This is a genomic window from Pseudomonas sp. E1MeOHC2, assembly GCF_058745025.1.
In genome coordinates, this window is the sequence record NZ_CP196675.1 from 1845509 (window position 1) to 1861255 (window position 15747).

Below are 15747 nucleotides of genomic sequence, written 5' to 3' on the forward strand. Positions count from 1 at the left end.
TGCTTGCAGCTAAGACAATCCCGGACCTGGCACAAGAGGCTCCCCGGGAAGGTGAGCAATCTTGTTCCCTACGCAGGCGCTAACCTGATCAGGTTCAACGGGATCCGCAACTTTGCGATCTCAGCCTTTGCTTCAAGGCACCCCGACAAGAACATGCGCAGTCTAGACTGGAGTGGTCGGCAAAGCCAAGCAGGTAAATGCGGGCGATGATGAAAGGCGTACCGGGCGATTGTTGCCGGGGACGCATGGCACTACACTGGCCCATCGCTCGATACTCAACAGTTCAGTAATTAAATTTCGTACAAGGATTGCCTCTATGCTGCGCAAACTCTCACTGGCGATAGCCGTGTCTTGTGCGTCCAACGGAGTGGTCTGGGCAGCGGATGTGCCCACGACGGTGAAGACCGACCTGGTCAGCGTCTACCAGGAAGCGGTCGACAACAACGCCGATCTTGCTGCGGCCCGCGCCGATTATGGCGCTCGTCGCGAAGTGGTGCCGCAGGCCCGTGCCGGGCTGCTGCCCAACCTGTCGGCGGGTGCCGAAATGATGAATACCCGCACCAAGCTCGACGAGCCCTCGATTACCTCCAACCGCAGTGGCAATTCTTGGAGTGCGACCCTGGCGCAGCCGGTGTTCCGTGCCGACCGCTGGTTCCAGTTGCAGGCCGCCGAGGCCGTCAACGAGCAGGCGGCGCTGGAGCTGTCGGCCACCGAGCAGAACCTCATCCTGCAGACCGCGCAAAGCTACTTCGCCGTGCTGCGGGCCCAGGACAACCTGGCCGCGACCAAGGCTGAAGAGTCCGCCTTCAAGCGCCAGCTCGACCAGTCCAACGAGCGTTTCGACGTGGGCCTGTCCGACAAGACCGACGTCTTGCAGTCCCAGGCCAGCTACGACACGGCCCGGGCCAACCGGATCATCGCCGAGCGCCAGGTACAGGATGCCTTCGAAGCCCTGGTGACATTGACCAACCGCGAGTATTCGTCGATCCAGGGCGTTGTCCACACCCTGCCGATTCAGGTACCCGCGCCCAATGACGCCAAATCCTGGGTAGAGACAGCTGCCCGCCAGAACCTCAACCTGCTGGCAACCAACTACGCCGTCAATGCCGCCGAAGAAACCCTGCGCCAGCGCAAGGCCGGCCACGCCCCGACCGTGGATGCGGTAGCCAAATACCAGAAAGGCGATAACGACAGCCTTGGTTTCACCAACTCGCCCGTGCAGCCAAACGTACGTTACGGCAGTGATGTGGAGCAGACCAGCATCGGCCTGCAGCTGAACATCCCGATTTACAGCGGCGGCCTGACCAGCTCGCAAGTGCGCGAGGCTTACCAGCGCCTGAGCCAGACCGAGCAACAGCGCGAAAGCCTGCGCCGCCAGGTGGTGGAAAACACCCGCAACCTGCACCGGGCGGTGAACACCGATGTGGAACAGGTGCAGGCGCGTAAACAATCGATCATTTCCAACCAGAGCGCACTGGAAGCCACCGAAATCGGCTACCAGGTCGGTACCCGCAACATCGTCGACGTGCTCGATGCTCAGCGCCAGCTGTACACCTCGGTGCGTGATTACAACAACAGCCGCTATGACTACATTCTCGACAACCTGAGCCTGAAGCAGGCCGCCGGGACCTTGAGCCCGCAAGACCTGGTGGATCTTAAGCGGTACCTGAAACCCGACTACAACCCGGACAAGGACTTCCTGCCACCAGACCTGGCGGCAGCGGCAGCAAAGAACTTCGAACGCAGGCCCTGATTCAAGGCAACGCACGGCCCCTGTAGGAGCGCCCTTTCGCGACACAAGGCCGCTCCTACAGGGATCGGGGCGCTGCGGGTCGCAGGGTTAAAATTTAGCCGATGAGTTTGCCTAGACCATCCAGCAGCCGCTGCAAAGCCCCCTGATTGGCCCGCATCACCGCCCTGCCCGCCTCGCCCATGCGCTGACGATCCTGCGGCAATTCGATCAACCGCCGCACCGCCTCGGCCAGCCCTTCGGCATCCTCGATCTGCTGCAACGCCCCGGCTTCTTTCAGCATCGCGCTGATCTCCAGGAAGTTGAACACATGCGGCCCCAAGATCACCGGCAATGCCAGCGCCGCAGGTTCCAGCGGATTGTGGCCACCGGTCGCCACCAGGCTGCCGCCGACAAAGGCGATATCGGCCAGGGCATACAGAAACAGCAACTCGCCCATGGTATCGCCGAGCAGCACGCGGGTCTGGCCATCGACCGAGGTGCCGACAGAGCGGCGCACGGTAGTGAGCTGTTCGCTGCACAAGGCATGCACCGCATCGAACCGTTCAGGGTGACGCGGCACCAGGATCAGCAGCGCATCGCCATGCACCTGCAGCAGCTTCTGATGAGCCTGCAGGATCAGCGCATCCTCGCCGTCATGGGTACTGGCGGCGATCCACACCGGGCGCTGGCGTGCGCCCCATTGCTCGCGCAGCGCTTCGGCGCGTGGCAGCAGTTGCTCGTCGATCTTCAGATCGAACTTGATCGAACCGGTCACCTGCACGCATTCAGGACGCGCACCCAGGTCGCGAAAGCGCTGGGCCTCGGTCTCCGTCTGTACCGCAATCAGGTTCATCTCGGCGAGCATCGGCCGGGTCAGCTTGGCAAAACGCCCATATCCACGGGCGGAGCGTTCGGACAACCGGGCATTGGCCAGGGCCACCGGGATGCCACGCTTGGCACACTGGTGGATGTGGTTGGGCCACAGCTCGGTTTCCATGATGATGCCCAGCTTCGGCTTCACATGGTCGAGAAAACGCCCTGCCGCCCATGGCAGGTCGTAGGGCAAGTAGCAATGCTGAACACGCGGCTCATCGGCGAACATCGCGCGTATCCGCTCGGACCCGGTCGGGGTCATGCAGGTGAGTGTGATCGGCAGGTCCGGGTAGGCCTTGAGCAAAGCCCGCACCATCGGCGCTGCAGCAATGCTCTCACCCACCGACACCGCATGCACCCAGATGCCGCCCTGGCGCATGGCTGGCAGGTTGAAGGCGAAGCGCTCGCCGATGCGCTGGCCGTAGGCCGGGGCCTTGCGCGCCCGCAGGAACAGGCGCAGCGCAACCAGCGGCAGGCCCAGGTGAAACAGCAAGGTATAGAGTGTTCTGTTCATGGCGGCGAAGTTTACCCGATCGCGCGCAGGTGCACCGCAAAGCGCTCGGCCAGCCATTGCGCGGCCGGGCCCAGTGGCTCGTCACGGCGCCAGGCCAGTTCTACGACCAGTGCCGGCGGCCGCCACTCGCTGGCGAGCTCGACCATTTGCGCCTGGTAAGTGGGGTACTGCACCACGTGCCGGGGCAACCACGCCCAACCCAGGCCACGCATCAGCAGCTCGGCCATGGCGTAGAAGCTGTCAGCGCGCCAGATCTGCGGGCTGATCGCCTCACCGCCGGGGTAGCCACTCTGCTGCGGGGTGATCAAGAGCTGGCGATGGCGTGCCAACTGCTGGCGGTTGACCCTTGCCTGCTGCGCGAGCGGATGGCCGATCGCGCACACCGTGACCATCTCCACACTCCCCAGAGCACGGCGCTCCAGCGAAGCCGGCATGCTCTCATGATGAAAGAACAGGCCAAGGTCGGCACGCCGCTCCACCAGCTTGCGTGCCACATCGCCCTGGGCGCCGCTGGCCAGTTGCACTTCCAGGTACGGGTAGCGGCTGGCCAGTTCATCAAGGCTGTCGATGACCGGCTGATAGGGCATGGCCTCGTCCTGGGCGACCCGCAGCAAGGCTTCCTGGCCGCGCATCAGGGCCAAGGCGCGACCGTCCAGCCGTTCGCACTGGCGCAGCAACTCGCGGGCGTCCTCCAGCAGCGCGGTGCCGTTTTCGGTCAGTTTCGGCTGGCGGCCACTGCTGCGGTCGAACAGGGTCACGCCCAGGTCCGCCTCAAGCAAGGCAATGGCATTGCTGACCGCCGACTGGGCTTTACGCTGCTCACGGGCAACGGCGGAAAACGAGCGCAGTTCGACAACACGCACGAAGGTCCGCAGTTGCTCCAGGTTCCACTGTTCGGCCATCAACCTATCTCCAGGGGTGATAGGTAATGACTTTACCCCATCCAGGCACCGTCTAGAATGCCCGACCAGTCACCGGAGAATCGCCATGAATGCCTACACCTACCTCGCCATCGCCATCTGCGCCGAAGTCATCGCCACCGCCTCCATGAAAGCGGTGAAGGGCCTGAGCACGCCGCTGCCTTTGCTGTTGATGGTGGTCGGTTATGGCATCGCCTTCTGGATGTTGACCCTGGTGGTGCGCAGCATTCCGGTAGGTATTGCCTATGCCATCTGGTCGGGACTGGGGATCGTGCTGATCAGCGTGGCGGCACTGGTGATTTATGGGCAGAAGCTGGATGTGCCGGCAATGCTGGGCATGGCGATGATCGTGGGCGGGGTGGTTGTGATTCAGCTGTTTTCGAAAACTGCCGGGCATTGATACGGGCTGTATACTTGCCAGCTGTCCCAGTCTTCGAGGTACCGCCATGCCAACCGCCATTTCCACTGACGTGCTGATCGTCGGCGCCGGGGTCGCAGGCCTCTGGCTCAATGCCCGGTTGCGCCGCCAGGGGTATTCGACCGTGCTGGTGGAACGCGCCAGCCTCGGTGGCGAGCAAACCATCAAGTCCCAGGGCATCATCCACGGCGGCACCAAATACGCGCTGCACGGCGCCCTGACCGGCGCCTCGGAAGCCATTGCCGACATGCCGCGCCGCTGGCGCGAAGCCTTGGCTGGCGATGGCGAGCTGCCGCTGGGCAAGACCCGCCTGCTGTCCGATGCGCACTACCTCTGGTCCCCCGGCACTCTGGCCGGCAACCTGACCAGTTTCTTCGCCAGCAAGGCCGTGCGCGGCCGCGTCGATCAGGTCAAGGGTGAGCAACTGCCGCCTGCCCTGCAGGACCGTGCCTTCAAGGGCAAGGTCTATCGCCTGGCCGAGCTGGTCATCGACGTGCCCAGCCTGCTGGCCAACCTGGCTGAGCTGGCCGGCGACAGCCTGCTTGCTGGCGAGCGTATCGAACCCCTGCGTGAAGGCGATGAGCTGGTTGGCCTGCGCGTGGACGACCGTGAAATCCGTGCACAACGTATCGTGCTCAGCGCTGGCGCCGGCACCGAAGACATACTGCAAGCCCTGGGCCTGAACCAGCCGGCTATGCAACGCCGCCCCTTGCACATGGTCATGGCCAAGGGGCCGAACCTCAAGCCTTTGTATGCACACTGCCTGGGCGGTGGGCCCAAGCCGCGCGTCACCATTACCACCCACCCGGCGGCCGACGGCCAGTGGGTCTGGTACCTCGGCGGCGACCTGGCCGAAGCCGATGGCGTGGCCCGCGAGCCAGCCGCGCAGATTGCAGCGGCGCAAAAGGAAATCGCCAACCTGCTGCCTTGGGTCGACCAAGGCCAGGTACGCTGGGCAACCTTGCGTGTCGATCGCGCCGAGCCTGCGCAATCCGGCCTGGTGCGCCCGGATAACGCCTTCATCGCTGACCAGCAACGTCTGCTGGTTGGCTGGCCGACCAAGCTGGCACTGGCCCCGGACTTCAGCGACCGGGTAATCGCCATGCTGGAGCGCGACGGCATCCGCCCAACTGCGCAGGCCGACCTCGCCGGCCTGCCTCGCCCTGCGCTGGGCGTGCCAGCCTGGGAGCAACTGCTGCCATGAGCCTGCCAACCCTGCACGACTTCCATCGCCCCCTGGGCAGCACCGGCCTCACGGTCTCGCCGCTGGGCCTGGGCACGGTCAAACTTGGCCGCGACCAGGGCGTGAAATACCCCACCGGCTTCACCATCCCCGGCGATGATGAGGCCCGCCTGTTGCTGGCCCAGGCCCGCGACCTGGGTATCAACCTGATCGACACCGCACCCGCCTACGGCCGCAGCGAAGAACGCCTCGGCCCGCTGCTGCGCGGCCAGCGTGATGAGTGGGTGATCGTCAGCAAGGTCGGCGAAGAGTTCGACAACGGCCACTCGCACTTCGACTTCAGCGCCGCCCATACTCGCCGCTCCGTGGAGCGCAGCCTGCGCCTGCTGGAAACCGACCACATCGAGCTGGTGCTGGTGCATTCCGACGGCAATGACCTGGCCATCCTTGAACAGCAGGAGGTCTACCAGACGCTTGCCGCGCTCAAGCAAGAAGGCAAGATCCTTGGCTTTGGGCTGTCCGGCAAGACCGTCGCTGGCGGCCTCAAAGCGCTGGAACAGGGCGACTGCGCCATGGTCACCTACAATCTGAACGAGCAGGCAGAACGCCCGGTGCTGGACTACGCTGCCGAACACGGCAAGGCGATTCTGGTAAAAAAGGCCCTGGCCAGCGGCCACATCTGCCTGGCACCTGGAGTCGACCCGGTGCAGGCCAGCTTCGAGCTGCTGTTCGCCCACCCAGGCGTCAGCAGTGCTATCGTCGGCACCATCAATCCGTTGCACCTGGCCCACAACGTGGCCACCGTCGCCCGTATTCTGGGCCAGCATTGAGCCGCCCTCGCGGGCGTCCGACAGGAGGAGGAACCTCGTGCCGCGTACGCTGATCCGCAAGAACCCGAGCAACTTCAAAACACTGCCGCTGCATGTCGAGGCCAGCGCCGAAGGCCTGGTCTACCAGAGCATCGGCATGCCACTGAACTTCGCCCAGACCCAACAGCGGCGCCGGGCCATCCAGTTGCCCGATGCACATCGTTTCGTCGCAGAACTGGCCAACCTGGGCGTATCGGTACGCCTGACCCTGCACTGGCAAAACCGTGATTACTGGGTATTGGTGCGCCAGCGGCGCCAGGACCGCGGCGACGTAGTGCTGAAGCTGATTTCTGGCTATGTGCCTGCTCAAGAGCTCAACTTGCCGCTGCACACCGCCGTCCAGGAAGTGGCCGAAGAGTGCCTGCTGGAAACTCCGGAGGGTTGGCTGGGTGGGCGTTTCAACGACACCTGGCTACCGGCCCCCTACGCCGCCGCATTGCACTACCGCGAGGCACTGCCCTTTGTGCTAACGCCTGAGTCTGGCGCCGCAAGGCCGGTGCATTGCGGCAACCTGATGCTGCTCGAACGGCCACGCGCCTATGTGCACCTGCCGACCGCCTCGTTGCAGCTGATCTATGACATGCGCCTGCAAGTGCCCAGGGACGCCAAGAAACTCAGCCTGTTCCATGTCGATGAACGTCTGGAAGGTGACCAACTGGTGGCCCGGCTCAATCGCAAACGCCCAGACCTGTACCTGATGCCATTGAAGGACGGTCAACCCTTGGCCGAACTCTATACCTTGAAAAAGGACGAGTTGGTGCCGGCGAGCACACGCGGGCTTTACCTGGCCGAGAGCTTTGCCCAGCAGGAAGGCTGGGTGGTGAAGGATGAGCGGATCCGCTGGCGGGATTGGGTGAAGCAGCAGGGGTTGGTGGAGGTCAAGCCTGGCCGGGCTTCACACCTGCAACGGTTTGGCGACAAGGCTCGGGCGCTGCTGGAGCGAGCGCGGACTTCGCTGCACAAGTAGATGTTGGGGCCGCATTGCGGCCCCAATTACATCAGTGCTTGCGGATTTTCTCGACAATCGCGGTGGTCGAGCTGTTTTCGACCAACCCCAGTACCTTCACGGTACCGCCATAAGCCTTGACGATATCGGCTCCCACCACTTGGTCGATGCCATAGTCACCGCCTTTGACCAACACATCCGGCTTGACCTGGCTTAGCAGGTTTTCCGGCGTACCCTCTGGGAAGCTGATCACCCAATCCACAGCACCCAGCCCTGCCAGTACAGCCATGCGGCGGTCGACGCTGTTGATCGGGCGACCCGGGCCTTTCAGGCGGCTGACCGACGCATCGTCGTTGACCGCGACAATCAGCCGATCGCCCTGGGCGCGCGCCTGCTCCAGGTAGGTGACATGGCCGGCATGCAGAATGTCGAAGCAACCGTTGGTGAAGACGATCTTCTCGTTGTGAGCGCGTGCGTCATCGATCGCCAGCAGCAATTGCTCAAGGCCCAGCACACCACGCTCGGAACCTTCCTCGCGCTGGATCGCCCGGCGCAGCTCAGGTGCGCTGATCGCGGCGGTACCCAGTTTGCCGACCACAATGCCCGCCGCCAGATTGGCCAGCGCGACCGCGTGCGGCAGGTCCTCACCGGCAGCAATGGCCGCTGCGAGGGTGGAGATCACCGTATCGCCGGCACCGGTAACATCGAACACTTCGCGGGCTCGGGCCGGCAGGTGCAGCGCTGGCTGGCCAGTACGCAGCAGGGTCATGCCATGCTCGCCACGGGTCACCAGCAAGGCGCCCAGGTCCAGGTCCAGCAGCAGTTGCAGGCCTTTGGCGACCAGTTCCGCCTCATCGGCGCAACGGCCAACAATGGCCTCGAACTCGCTGAGGTTAGGGGTGATCAGGCTGGCGCCGCGGTAGATGGAAAAGTCCTTGCCCTTGGGGTCGGCCAGCACCGGAATGGCCTTGGCACGCGCCGCCTGGATCAGGCTCTGGTGGTTTTTCAGTGCGCCTTTGCCGTAGTCGGACAACACCAGCACCTTGACGCCATCGAGCAAGCTGTCGACCTCTGCGCCCAGCGACAACGGGTCGGTGGCGAACGGCTCTTCGAAATCGATACGCAGCAGCTGCTGGTGGCGGCTCATGACCCGCAACTTGACGATGGTCGGCTGGTGCGCGATGCGCTGGAACACCGAGCGCACGCCCGCGGCTTGCAGGCTGTTGGCCAGGCTGTCGGCCGCCTCGTCCTGGCCGGTGACACCGATCAGCGACGCCGGCGCACCCAGGGCGGCGATGTTCAAGGCCACGTTGGCCGCGCCGCCGGGGCGATCCTCGATCTGATCGACCTTGACCACCGGGACTGGCGCTTCAGGCGAGATACGCGAAGTACCGCCATGCCAGTAGCGGTCGAGCATGACATCGCCGACCACCAGTACCGGGGCTTGATCGAAACGCGGCATGGACAACTTCATGGGCAACCCATATGAAAATAATGAACAGGGGCAGGATATTAGCACAGGGCAAGCGACGGCTTTATGGCCAGATCGGGCCCTTGAAAATTCCGGTGACAATCGGGGCCGGCACGGCCCCGATCAAAGAGGTTCAGGTGATATCGGCCTTGGCCGGTTCATCCAGGCCCATGGCATGCAGGCGGGCATAATGGCCATTAGCCTGAAGCAGTTCGGCATGGGTGCCGCGCTCCACGAGGCGGCCCTGGTCCATGACCAGGATCTGGTCGGCCTTCTCGATGGTCGACAGGCGGTGGGCGATCACCAGCGTGGTACGGCCCTCCATCACATGATCCAGTGCAGCCTGGATGTGCCGCTCGGACTCGGTATCCAGTGCCGAGGTCGCCTCGTCAAGAATCAGCAGCGGCGCATCCTTGAGCAACGCCCGTGCAATCGCCAGGCGCTGGCGCTGGCCGCCGGAAAGCAGCACGCCGTTCTCGCCGACCTCGGTGTCGAAGCCCTTCGGCAGCTTGTCGACGAACTCTTTGGCGTAGGCATCGGCAGCCGCCGCCTCGATGTCCTCGCGCGGCGCACCGGCCAGATCACCGTAGGCAATGTTGTTGGCGACCGTGTCGTTGAACAAGGTGACGTGCTGGGTAACCTGGGAAACATGGCGACGCAGATTGCGCAGCCGATAGTTTTCGATCTCCACGCCATCGAGCAGGATCTGCCCCTTGTCGTGGTGATAGAAGCGCGGAATCAACGCCGCCAGGGTCGACTTGCCACTGCCGGAGCGACCCACCAGGGCGATCATCTGCCCAGGCTCGGCGTTAAAGCTGATGTCGCTCAGCACCTCACGGTCGGTGCCTGGGTAGGTGAAGCTCAGGTTGCGCACTTCCAGACGGCCTTCGACCTGCGCCTTCTCGATGGTGCCAGTGTCCACCTCTGGCTCTTCGTCGAGCTGCTCGAAGATGCTTTCTGCGCCAGCAAGGCCCTTCTGGATAGTCGAGCTGACTTCGGACAACTGGCGGATCGGTTTCGGCAGCAAGCCCGCTGCGGTGATGTAGGCCACCAGGTCACCGGCAGTGGAATCACCACGAAGGTAAAGCACCAGGAACATCAAGGCCGCCATGGCCGAGTAGATCACCAGTTGCAGCATCGGCGTATACAGCGAGCCGGTCTTGGTCATGCGCAGCTGCTTGTCGGTGTTGCTCTGGCTGGCACGGCCAAAACGCTGCTGTTCGTACGCCTCGCCGCCAAAGCTGCGCACCACGCGATAACCCTGGATGGTCTCGGACGCGACGTGCGTCACGTCGCCCATGGCCACCTGGATCTTCTTGCTCTGCTTGCGGAATTTCTTGCTGGCGACGCTGACCATCACCGCGATCACCGGCAGGATGGCAACCATCACCAGGGTCAGGTGCCAGTTCATCCACAGCAGGTAGGCGAACAGGAAGACAACGGTCAAGCCCTCGCGGATCACCACCTTGATTGCATCGGTCGCAGCCCCGGTGACCATGGTCACGTTGAAGGTGATGCGCGAGATCAGGTGCCCCGAGTTGTGGTTGTCGAAGTAGCGGTTAGGCAGCACCAACAGCTTGTTGAACAACTCGACACGCAGGTCATGCACCAGGCACAGGGAAACCTTGGCCAGGAAATAGTTACCCAGGAACGAGCCCAGACCCTGCCAGGCCGCGATCAGGATGATCAGCAATGGCACCGCCTGCAGCAACTGCAGGTCGCGCAGGTACGGCACGGTAGGGAACAACACCGCTTGCGGATTGCTCAGGCCATCGACGAAGTACTTGAGAATGCCGGCCAGCATCGGCTGGGTCGAGGCGAAGATCACGAAACCGACGATGCTCAGCAGGAAAATGCCGGCATAGGGTTTCACGTAGCTCAGCAGCCGGAAGTAGATCTTCAGGCTGGAGGTGTGCTCCGCGGTTCGCGGTGTTTCGGCCATCATCGAGCTCGCTGTTCAGGTTGAACCGGAAATTTTACCACACGCGTCATTTTCGGCACGCCCCCAGGGCAACAACATGGCCAGGCCGACCGGCAACCAGCTGATGAACCACTCCGCACGCGGCGTGCCAGTGAGGCTGGCGGCATCGAACTGCATGGCCAGGGTCGAGTAGACCCAGAAGCACAAGAGGATCTTGCCGAACAGTGTGCCACGTGCCCGGAGGATTTCACCGAGGGTGTACAGCCACACGATCACCCACAGCAGCATGCCCGGCAGGCCCATCTCCACCGCAACGTGGGTGAACATGTTGTGGGTATGGTCGAAGTGCTTGCCGACCGCGCTCACGTCGTAACCCGCGCCCAGGCCCAGGCCGGTCCACGGGTGGGCGGCAATCATGTCCACCACGGCGTTGAAGATCTCCGGCCGATAGGACGAGCCGCGCTTGGCGATCAGGTCGTACATGACAATAAACGCAGCGCCAGTGGCGATGACCGCCAGGATCGAGAACACCCGGCTGTGACGATCACGGAACCACAACGGCGCGATCACCACCGTGATCACCAGGGCCAGGATCGCTCCACGGCTCTGGCTGAGCACCGCAAAGGCGCCCAGGCAGGCCAGCGCCGCCAGCCAAAGCAACTGCATGCCGCGCTTTTGCGGCGGCTCGTACAGCAGGAAGAGCGCGGCGGCACCGACCACATAGGCCCCCAGGATGGGGTGGGAAATTTCACCGATACCCGACAGCCGGGCCAGCAGCGATCTGCCCTGCAACCCGTAGAAGTTGATGATCGAGACCAGTGCGGCGACCGCCAGCAAACCGCTACCCAGCAGCAGCAATTGGCGAACCCGGGCCAGCCCCAGCTGCGCCAGCAACGGGAACGCCATCAAGAACACCAGAATGTAGATCAGACGCTTGATTTCACGCCCCGGCTCTTCGGCAGGCGACCAGGCCAGGCTCAGCCCACTCCAGGCCAACAGCAGCAAAATACTGCCCCACAATGCCGGTTGACGCTGCCAGGCCTGGGCCAGCACCTGCCGGGCAGACCACGCCAGCACGAGTGTCGGCAACCACAAGAACAACACCAGCCCTTGCTGGTAGATCTTGTTGCTGGGCGCCAATGCAATCGCCGCCAGGAACCAGACCAGACCCATTCCCAACCAGGCCCGAGCCCAGTTTTTTTGATACAACATCCTTCTCCCCCGATGAATCAAAGACACCATCCATGGTGCTACCGCATTATTTTCGGCATTATTGCCGGTCATTTTGCTCGCCAGACGACAAGGCTCTATTCATGCAATGCTCCCGGCTCACCCAGGTCGACTTCGATCAGCTGACACTAGGCGCACAGGTGCTAGAGGCAGACAGCCATGGCGCCAAAGTCTACCTGCTCAAGGATGGTAATTTCCTTAAGGTTTTTCGCCGTAAGCGATTGATTTCATCTGCGCTGCTGCGCCCCTACTCCCAGCGCTTCGTCGACAACGCCGCGCGCTTGGCGCAACTGGGCATTCCCACCCTTGAGGTGATCAGCCAGCACAAGCTCGACCTGCCAGGCAGAACCGCGGTGCTGTATCGCCCGCTGCCCGGGCGGACCCTGTTGCAGATGTCGCGCGACGCCGACTTCAGTTGGGACACCTATCTGCCACGGTTGATCGATCTGATCCGCCAACTGCACCGCTCGGGCGTCTACTTCCGCTCGCTGCACCTGGGCAATGTCGTGGTCACCCCCGATCAGCACCTGGGGTTGATCGACGTCGCCGACATGCGTTTCCTGCGCCCGCCGTTGTCTGCACGCATGATTCGACGCAACGTGCAGCACATGGTGCGCTACATCGAGCGGGAGAACCTGGGTGACCAGTTCCCCCTCGCCGACTTCGAGGCAGCCCTGCTGGCCCGCTGAGCGTCAACCGCGCAGCAGGCTTTGCGAACCATTCTGAAATGCCTGCCAGGCCTGCTCCGGTGCCAGCGCCTGGCGCTGCCGGGCGGCCACGGCCGCGCTGTCTGGCACGCTGCAATGCTCTATGGCCTCGGCCCAGGCGCACTCGTCGGCAATCGGCAGGTAGCCCCCGGTGTCCAGCAACTGCTCACGAAACACCAGCAGATCGCTACAGACCACCGGCACATCGGCCATCACCGCCTCTTGCACCACCAGCCCCAGGCCCTCTGAACGCGAAGGCACCAGCAGCCAGTCAAATGCCCGGTACAGCTGTTGCAGGTCTTCTCGGTGGCCGCACAGGTGAACACGCCCGGCCAGGCCTAGCTCGTCGATGCGCGCTTGCAACACGGCATGCAGGGGGCCTTCACCGATAATTGCCAGCTGCAGATCGGGCTTGCGGATAACCGCCTTGGCAAACGCCTCGATCAGCATTTCAAACCCTTTGCTCTCCACCAGCCGCCCCACCGCGCCAAGCACTTGCCCGCTACCTGGCAGCAACGCCAGCGCCTGCCTGGCCTGCTCCCGGCTCAACAGCGGTTCGACGAAGGCCCGAGGGTCGAGCGCCATGCGCAAGGTCTGTACCGGTCTGCCGAGATCATGTTCAAGGGTTTCGGCAAGCGTGTGCGAAACCGCGGCGATGCTCAAGCGCTCGGGCGGGAGCGCGCGCAACAGGCGAATATCACTCGCCGTCAGGCGCGTCTTGCCGTGGAACAGCACCTTGGCACGCACCCCGGGAATCTGCTGCAAAAGCGGCAGTACCAGCCTCGCGACGCCGACGCCGTCGAGCAGCACGATCTCGGCCTGGGCCTCGGCTAGTGCCTTGCGCAAACGCATGCGCAGCCAGGGCCGCAGCAGGCGCCACAGGTGACGCCCCTTGAGCGCACGCGGCGGCATGTGCCACTCCCGGGTCGAACCGAGCCCACAGCAAAGCCCGCTGCCCAGCAGCAGCCAGTTGCTGATCCGGGCATCGGGCCCTGCGTGAGACAGCACCTGCCGATGAACCTTGTGGATGGACATGTACGGCGAACCGCCTGCCCACATCATATTGACGATGTTCATGGGGTTAGCGCCCCTCTCCCGCTCAAGTCAGGTGGGACTGCGACTTCATTGAACAAAAATGGTGATACCCATGCCGATCACGGCACCCGCCACCAGCGTCAATGCCAGCTTTATCCGATCACGTTGACGACGCTTGGCCTTGCGCTCCACTTCCACGGGCAATGTCACATGATTACCAAAACCAGTGTGCAATACTGCGTCACCCTCCAGGGTGACCGCTGTCAGATTTAACTCAGCATAGCGACGGGAAAGCGCCTTTTCTCCAGCATAGGCGGCAAATGGCGCACAGCGCTGATAATCGCTCAAACGACGCAGGCCGGGGTTGAGCGAAAACGCTTGCCACTCTGCCTTATCGGAAAGCAGCGGATAGCAAGGCACACCCGCGATCACCTGACGATCGCCCAGGTGGATGTAAGGGCTGTGCACGGACAGGTCATGGGCATGGCTGCGCAGCCAGACCTGCAGCAGGTTCGGGCTGACCTCAAGGATCGCCCGGGAGTCTTCGACAAAGCCTTGGCGATAGAAATGCCAGTCATCTTCGCAATGGAAGATGTAAGGCGTCTTGACGTGGCTGTAGGCCAGGTCGATAGACGGCAGCTGGCCCAGTTTTGGCCGATTGACGAACACCTTGCAGTGCGGTTTCCAGTGCTCTGGCACAGCCCCATGCACGGCTTCGTCACCTGAATCTTCGGTGATGAAAACTTCGCGAATGGGCGCAGTGTTGTAGCGATCGAAACTCTCAAGGGTGTCTTTGAGCAGTTCGAACCGCCCACAGCTGGTCACGACAAGCGTGACATCACTCTCATTTGAAAAGCGCACCGGACTCCCTCCGCATTGCGACAATCGACTTCCAGCACCCGCTCCGTAGGCACGAAAGTGCTTTATTAAATGCCCAGTTTCAGGCGTAACCGCTGCCAGGCAGACAACGGCGGATGAGGCCTGAGCGCAGGGCGCATGTGGTCGACGATGCTACGTCCAACTTCACCGAAACTGAAACGAGAAACCGCCAGATGGCGGCCGTTTTCAGCAATCCGCTGGGCCAGCGCAGGGTCTGCCCGCAAACTGCGAAGCTTTTCCTGGAGGGTCGGGATGCTGTCGTAGAACACCACGTTGTGCATGTCCTGCAGGCCCAGGGCGCGGTTTTCTTCCTCGCCCTGGTCGAACGCCAGCAACACACAGCCACAGGCCATGGCCTCGAAGTTCTTGATCATGTATTCGCCCATGCCGACGTCGGCACTGACGAAGAAACGAATACGGTTGAGCGTGTTGCAGTAGTCCTCGCCCGACTTGGTACGGGTTACTACCAGGTTCTCGACCCGCCCCAGCTCGTCCAGCAGCGCCTTGCGCCCACTGTAGGCAACGCTGTTGGTGCTGCCCACGAACGCCAGCTCGATATCGCGCTCACGCCCCTGGTCGGTCAGCAGGCGCTCATCGTAACCCTTGGGCACGAAGACCGCGTCAAAGCCTTCCTGGCGCAGGCGCTCGCTGACCATGTAGCCCGAACTGATCACCCGCGCCCACGGCAGCTTGCGGTAATGCGCGCTGAACTTGCCGGTGTACTTGCAGGGGATGTAGTTCTGGTAGGCGTCATGTTCGAGGATGACCAGGTTCGGCACCGTCTGGATGAACGCCACCTGGCGGATCTCCTGCTTGAAGCGCAGGAAGAACACGATGCGGTCATAACGTTCAACCTGCACTTCACGCTTGAAGTAGCGGCGCAGGTTACGCTGGTCTTCACTGGTCAGCCAGCGCAGGTCACATTCGCAGTTGGCCGCGACGCCATCGTACAGGCGGTCGAGGATCGCCCGCTGTTCCTTCTGCACCAGAAATAAGACTTTCATTGCGTTCCTTGGGCGCGCTGCGCCATCGCGGTCAACCATAGGCAT

The 15747-nt window shown here is 62.8% G+C and carries 14 protein-coding genes and 1 riboswitch; of the genes, 6 read left to right on the forward strand and 8 right to left on the reverse strand.

Annotation, left to right across the window (positions count from 1 at the left end):
* Positions 1-48 precede the first annotated feature (48 nt).
* Positions 49-155: riboswitch (TPP riboswitch) on the reverse strand.
* A gap of 161 nt (positions 156-316) precedes the next feature.
* The gene (locus ACSSU5_RS08270; protein WP_264311333.1) at positions 317-1753 is read left to right on the forward strand and encodes a TolC family outer membrane protein; all 1437 of its coding nucleotides are present in this window, start codon (positions 317-319) and stop codon (positions 1751-1753) included.
* A gap of 94 nt (positions 1754-1847) precedes the next feature.
* Here ACSSU5_RS08270 and waaA read toward each other — a convergent pair whose 3' ends face one another.
* Together waaA and ACSSU5_RS08280 are read right to left on the reverse strand one after the other, a co-directional pair.
* Entirely contained in the window at positions 1848-3119 is a 1272-nt protein-coding gene (waaA, locus tag ACSSU5_RS08275; RefSeq protein WP_492560976.1) for a lipid IV(A) 3-deoxy-D-manno-octulosonic acid transferase, read from the reverse strand.
* A gap of 11 nt (positions 3120-3130) precedes the next feature.
* The gene (locus ACSSU5_RS08280; RefSeq protein WP_264311331.1) at positions 3131-4021 is read right to left on the reverse strand and encodes a LysR family transcriptional regulator; all 891 of its coding nucleotides are present in this window, start codon (positions 4019-4021) and stop codon (positions 3131-3133) included.
* An 85-nt stretch (positions 4022-4106) separates the two neighbouring features.
* On the opposite strand from ACSSU5_RS08280, the gene ACSSU5_RS08285 reads away from it, so the two are divergent.
* Genes ACSSU5_RS08285 through ACSSU5_RS08300 form a run of 4 tightly spaced genes read left to right on the forward strand, consistent with a single transcriptional unit; the run spans position 4107 to position 7476 of the window.
* On the forward strand, positions 4107-4439 hold the full coding sequence (locus tag ACSSU5_RS08285; protein ID WP_008095055.1) for a DMT family transporter: 333 nt from the start codon (positions 4107-4109) through the stop codon (positions 4437-4439).
* 46 nt (positions 4440-4485) lie between these two features.
* Complete coding sequence (locus ACSSU5_RS08290) at positions 4486-5661, forward strand: NAD(P)/FAD-dependent oxidoreductase (RefSeq protein WP_264311330.1); 1176 nt, start codon at positions 4486-4488, stop codon at positions 5659-5661.
* Complete coding sequence (locus ACSSU5_RS08295) at positions 5658-6470, forward strand: aldo/keto reductase (RefSeq protein ID WP_492560977.1); 813 nt, start codon at positions 5658-5660, stop codon at positions 6468-6470. The genes ACSSU5_RS08290 and ACSSU5_RS08295 overlap by 4 nt, the downstream gene beginning before the upstream one ends.
* Before the next feature lie 37 nt (positions 6471-6507).
* Positions 6508-7476 carry a metal ABC transporter ATPase gene (locus ACSSU5_RS08300; protein ID WP_264311328.1) on the forward strand — a complete coding sequence of 323 codons (969 nt, stop codon included), beginning with the start codon at positions 6508-6510 and terminating at the stop codon, positions 7474-7476.
* A 31-nt stretch (positions 7477-7507) separates the two neighbouring features.
* Here the strand turns inward: ACSSU5_RS08300 and hldE are convergent, their stop codons facing one another.
* The 3 genes from hldE to ACSSU5_RS08315 all read right to left on the reverse strand — a co-directional run bounded on the left by hldE (position 7508) and on the right by ACSSU5_RS08315 (position 12059).
* On the reverse strand, positions 7508-8929 hold the full coding sequence (gene hldE, locus ACSSU5_RS08305) for a bifunctional D-glycero-beta-D-manno-heptose-7-phosphate kinase/D-glycero-beta-D-manno-heptose 1-phosphate adenylyltransferase HldE (protein ID WP_264311327.1): 1422 nt from the start codon (positions 8927-8929) through the stop codon (positions 7508-7510).
* Between the two features lie 130 nt (positions 8930-9059).
* Positions 9060-10868, reverse strand: coding sequence for a lipid A export permease/ATP-binding protein MsbA (msbA, locus tag ACSSU5_RS08310; protein ID WP_264311326.1), 1809 nt, complete (start codon positions 10866-10868; stop codon positions 9060-9062).
* Between the two features lie 15 nt (positions 10869-10883).
* Positions 10884-12059, reverse strand: coding sequence for an O-antigen ligase family protein (locus ACSSU5_RS08315; RefSeq protein WP_492560978.1), 1176 nt, complete (start codon positions 12057-12059; stop codon positions 10884-10886).
* 101 nt (positions 12060-12160) lie between these two features.
* On the opposite strand from ACSSU5_RS08315, the gene ACSSU5_RS08320 reads away from it, so the two are divergent.
* Entirely contained in the window at positions 12161-12766 is a 606-nt protein-coding gene (locus ACSSU5_RS08320) for a toluene tolerance protein (protein ID WP_264311324.1), read from the forward strand.
* Positions 12767-12769: 3 nt separating this feature from the next.
* Here the strand turns inward: ACSSU5_RS08320 and ACSSU5_RS08325 are convergent, their stop codons facing one another.
* From ACSSU5_RS08325 to ACSSU5_RS08335, 3 genes are all read right to left on the reverse strand, one after another.
* On the reverse strand, positions 12770-13861 hold the full coding sequence (locus ACSSU5_RS08325; RefSeq protein WP_492560979.1) for a glycosyltransferase: 1092 nt from the start codon (positions 13859-13861) through the stop codon (positions 12770-12772).
* Between the two features lie 45 nt (positions 13862-13906).
* A complete protein-coding gene (locus tag ACSSU5_RS08330; RefSeq protein WP_264311322.1) occupies positions 13907-14680 on the reverse strand; it encodes a glycosyltransferase family 2 protein in 774 nt (257 codons plus the stop codon).
* A gap of 65 nt (positions 14681-14745) precedes the next feature.
* Entirely contained in the window at positions 14746-15702 is a 957-nt protein-coding gene (locus ACSSU5_RS08335) for a glycosyltransferase (protein WP_264311321.1), read from the reverse strand.
* Between the last annotated feature and the right edge of the window lie 45 nt (positions 15703-15747).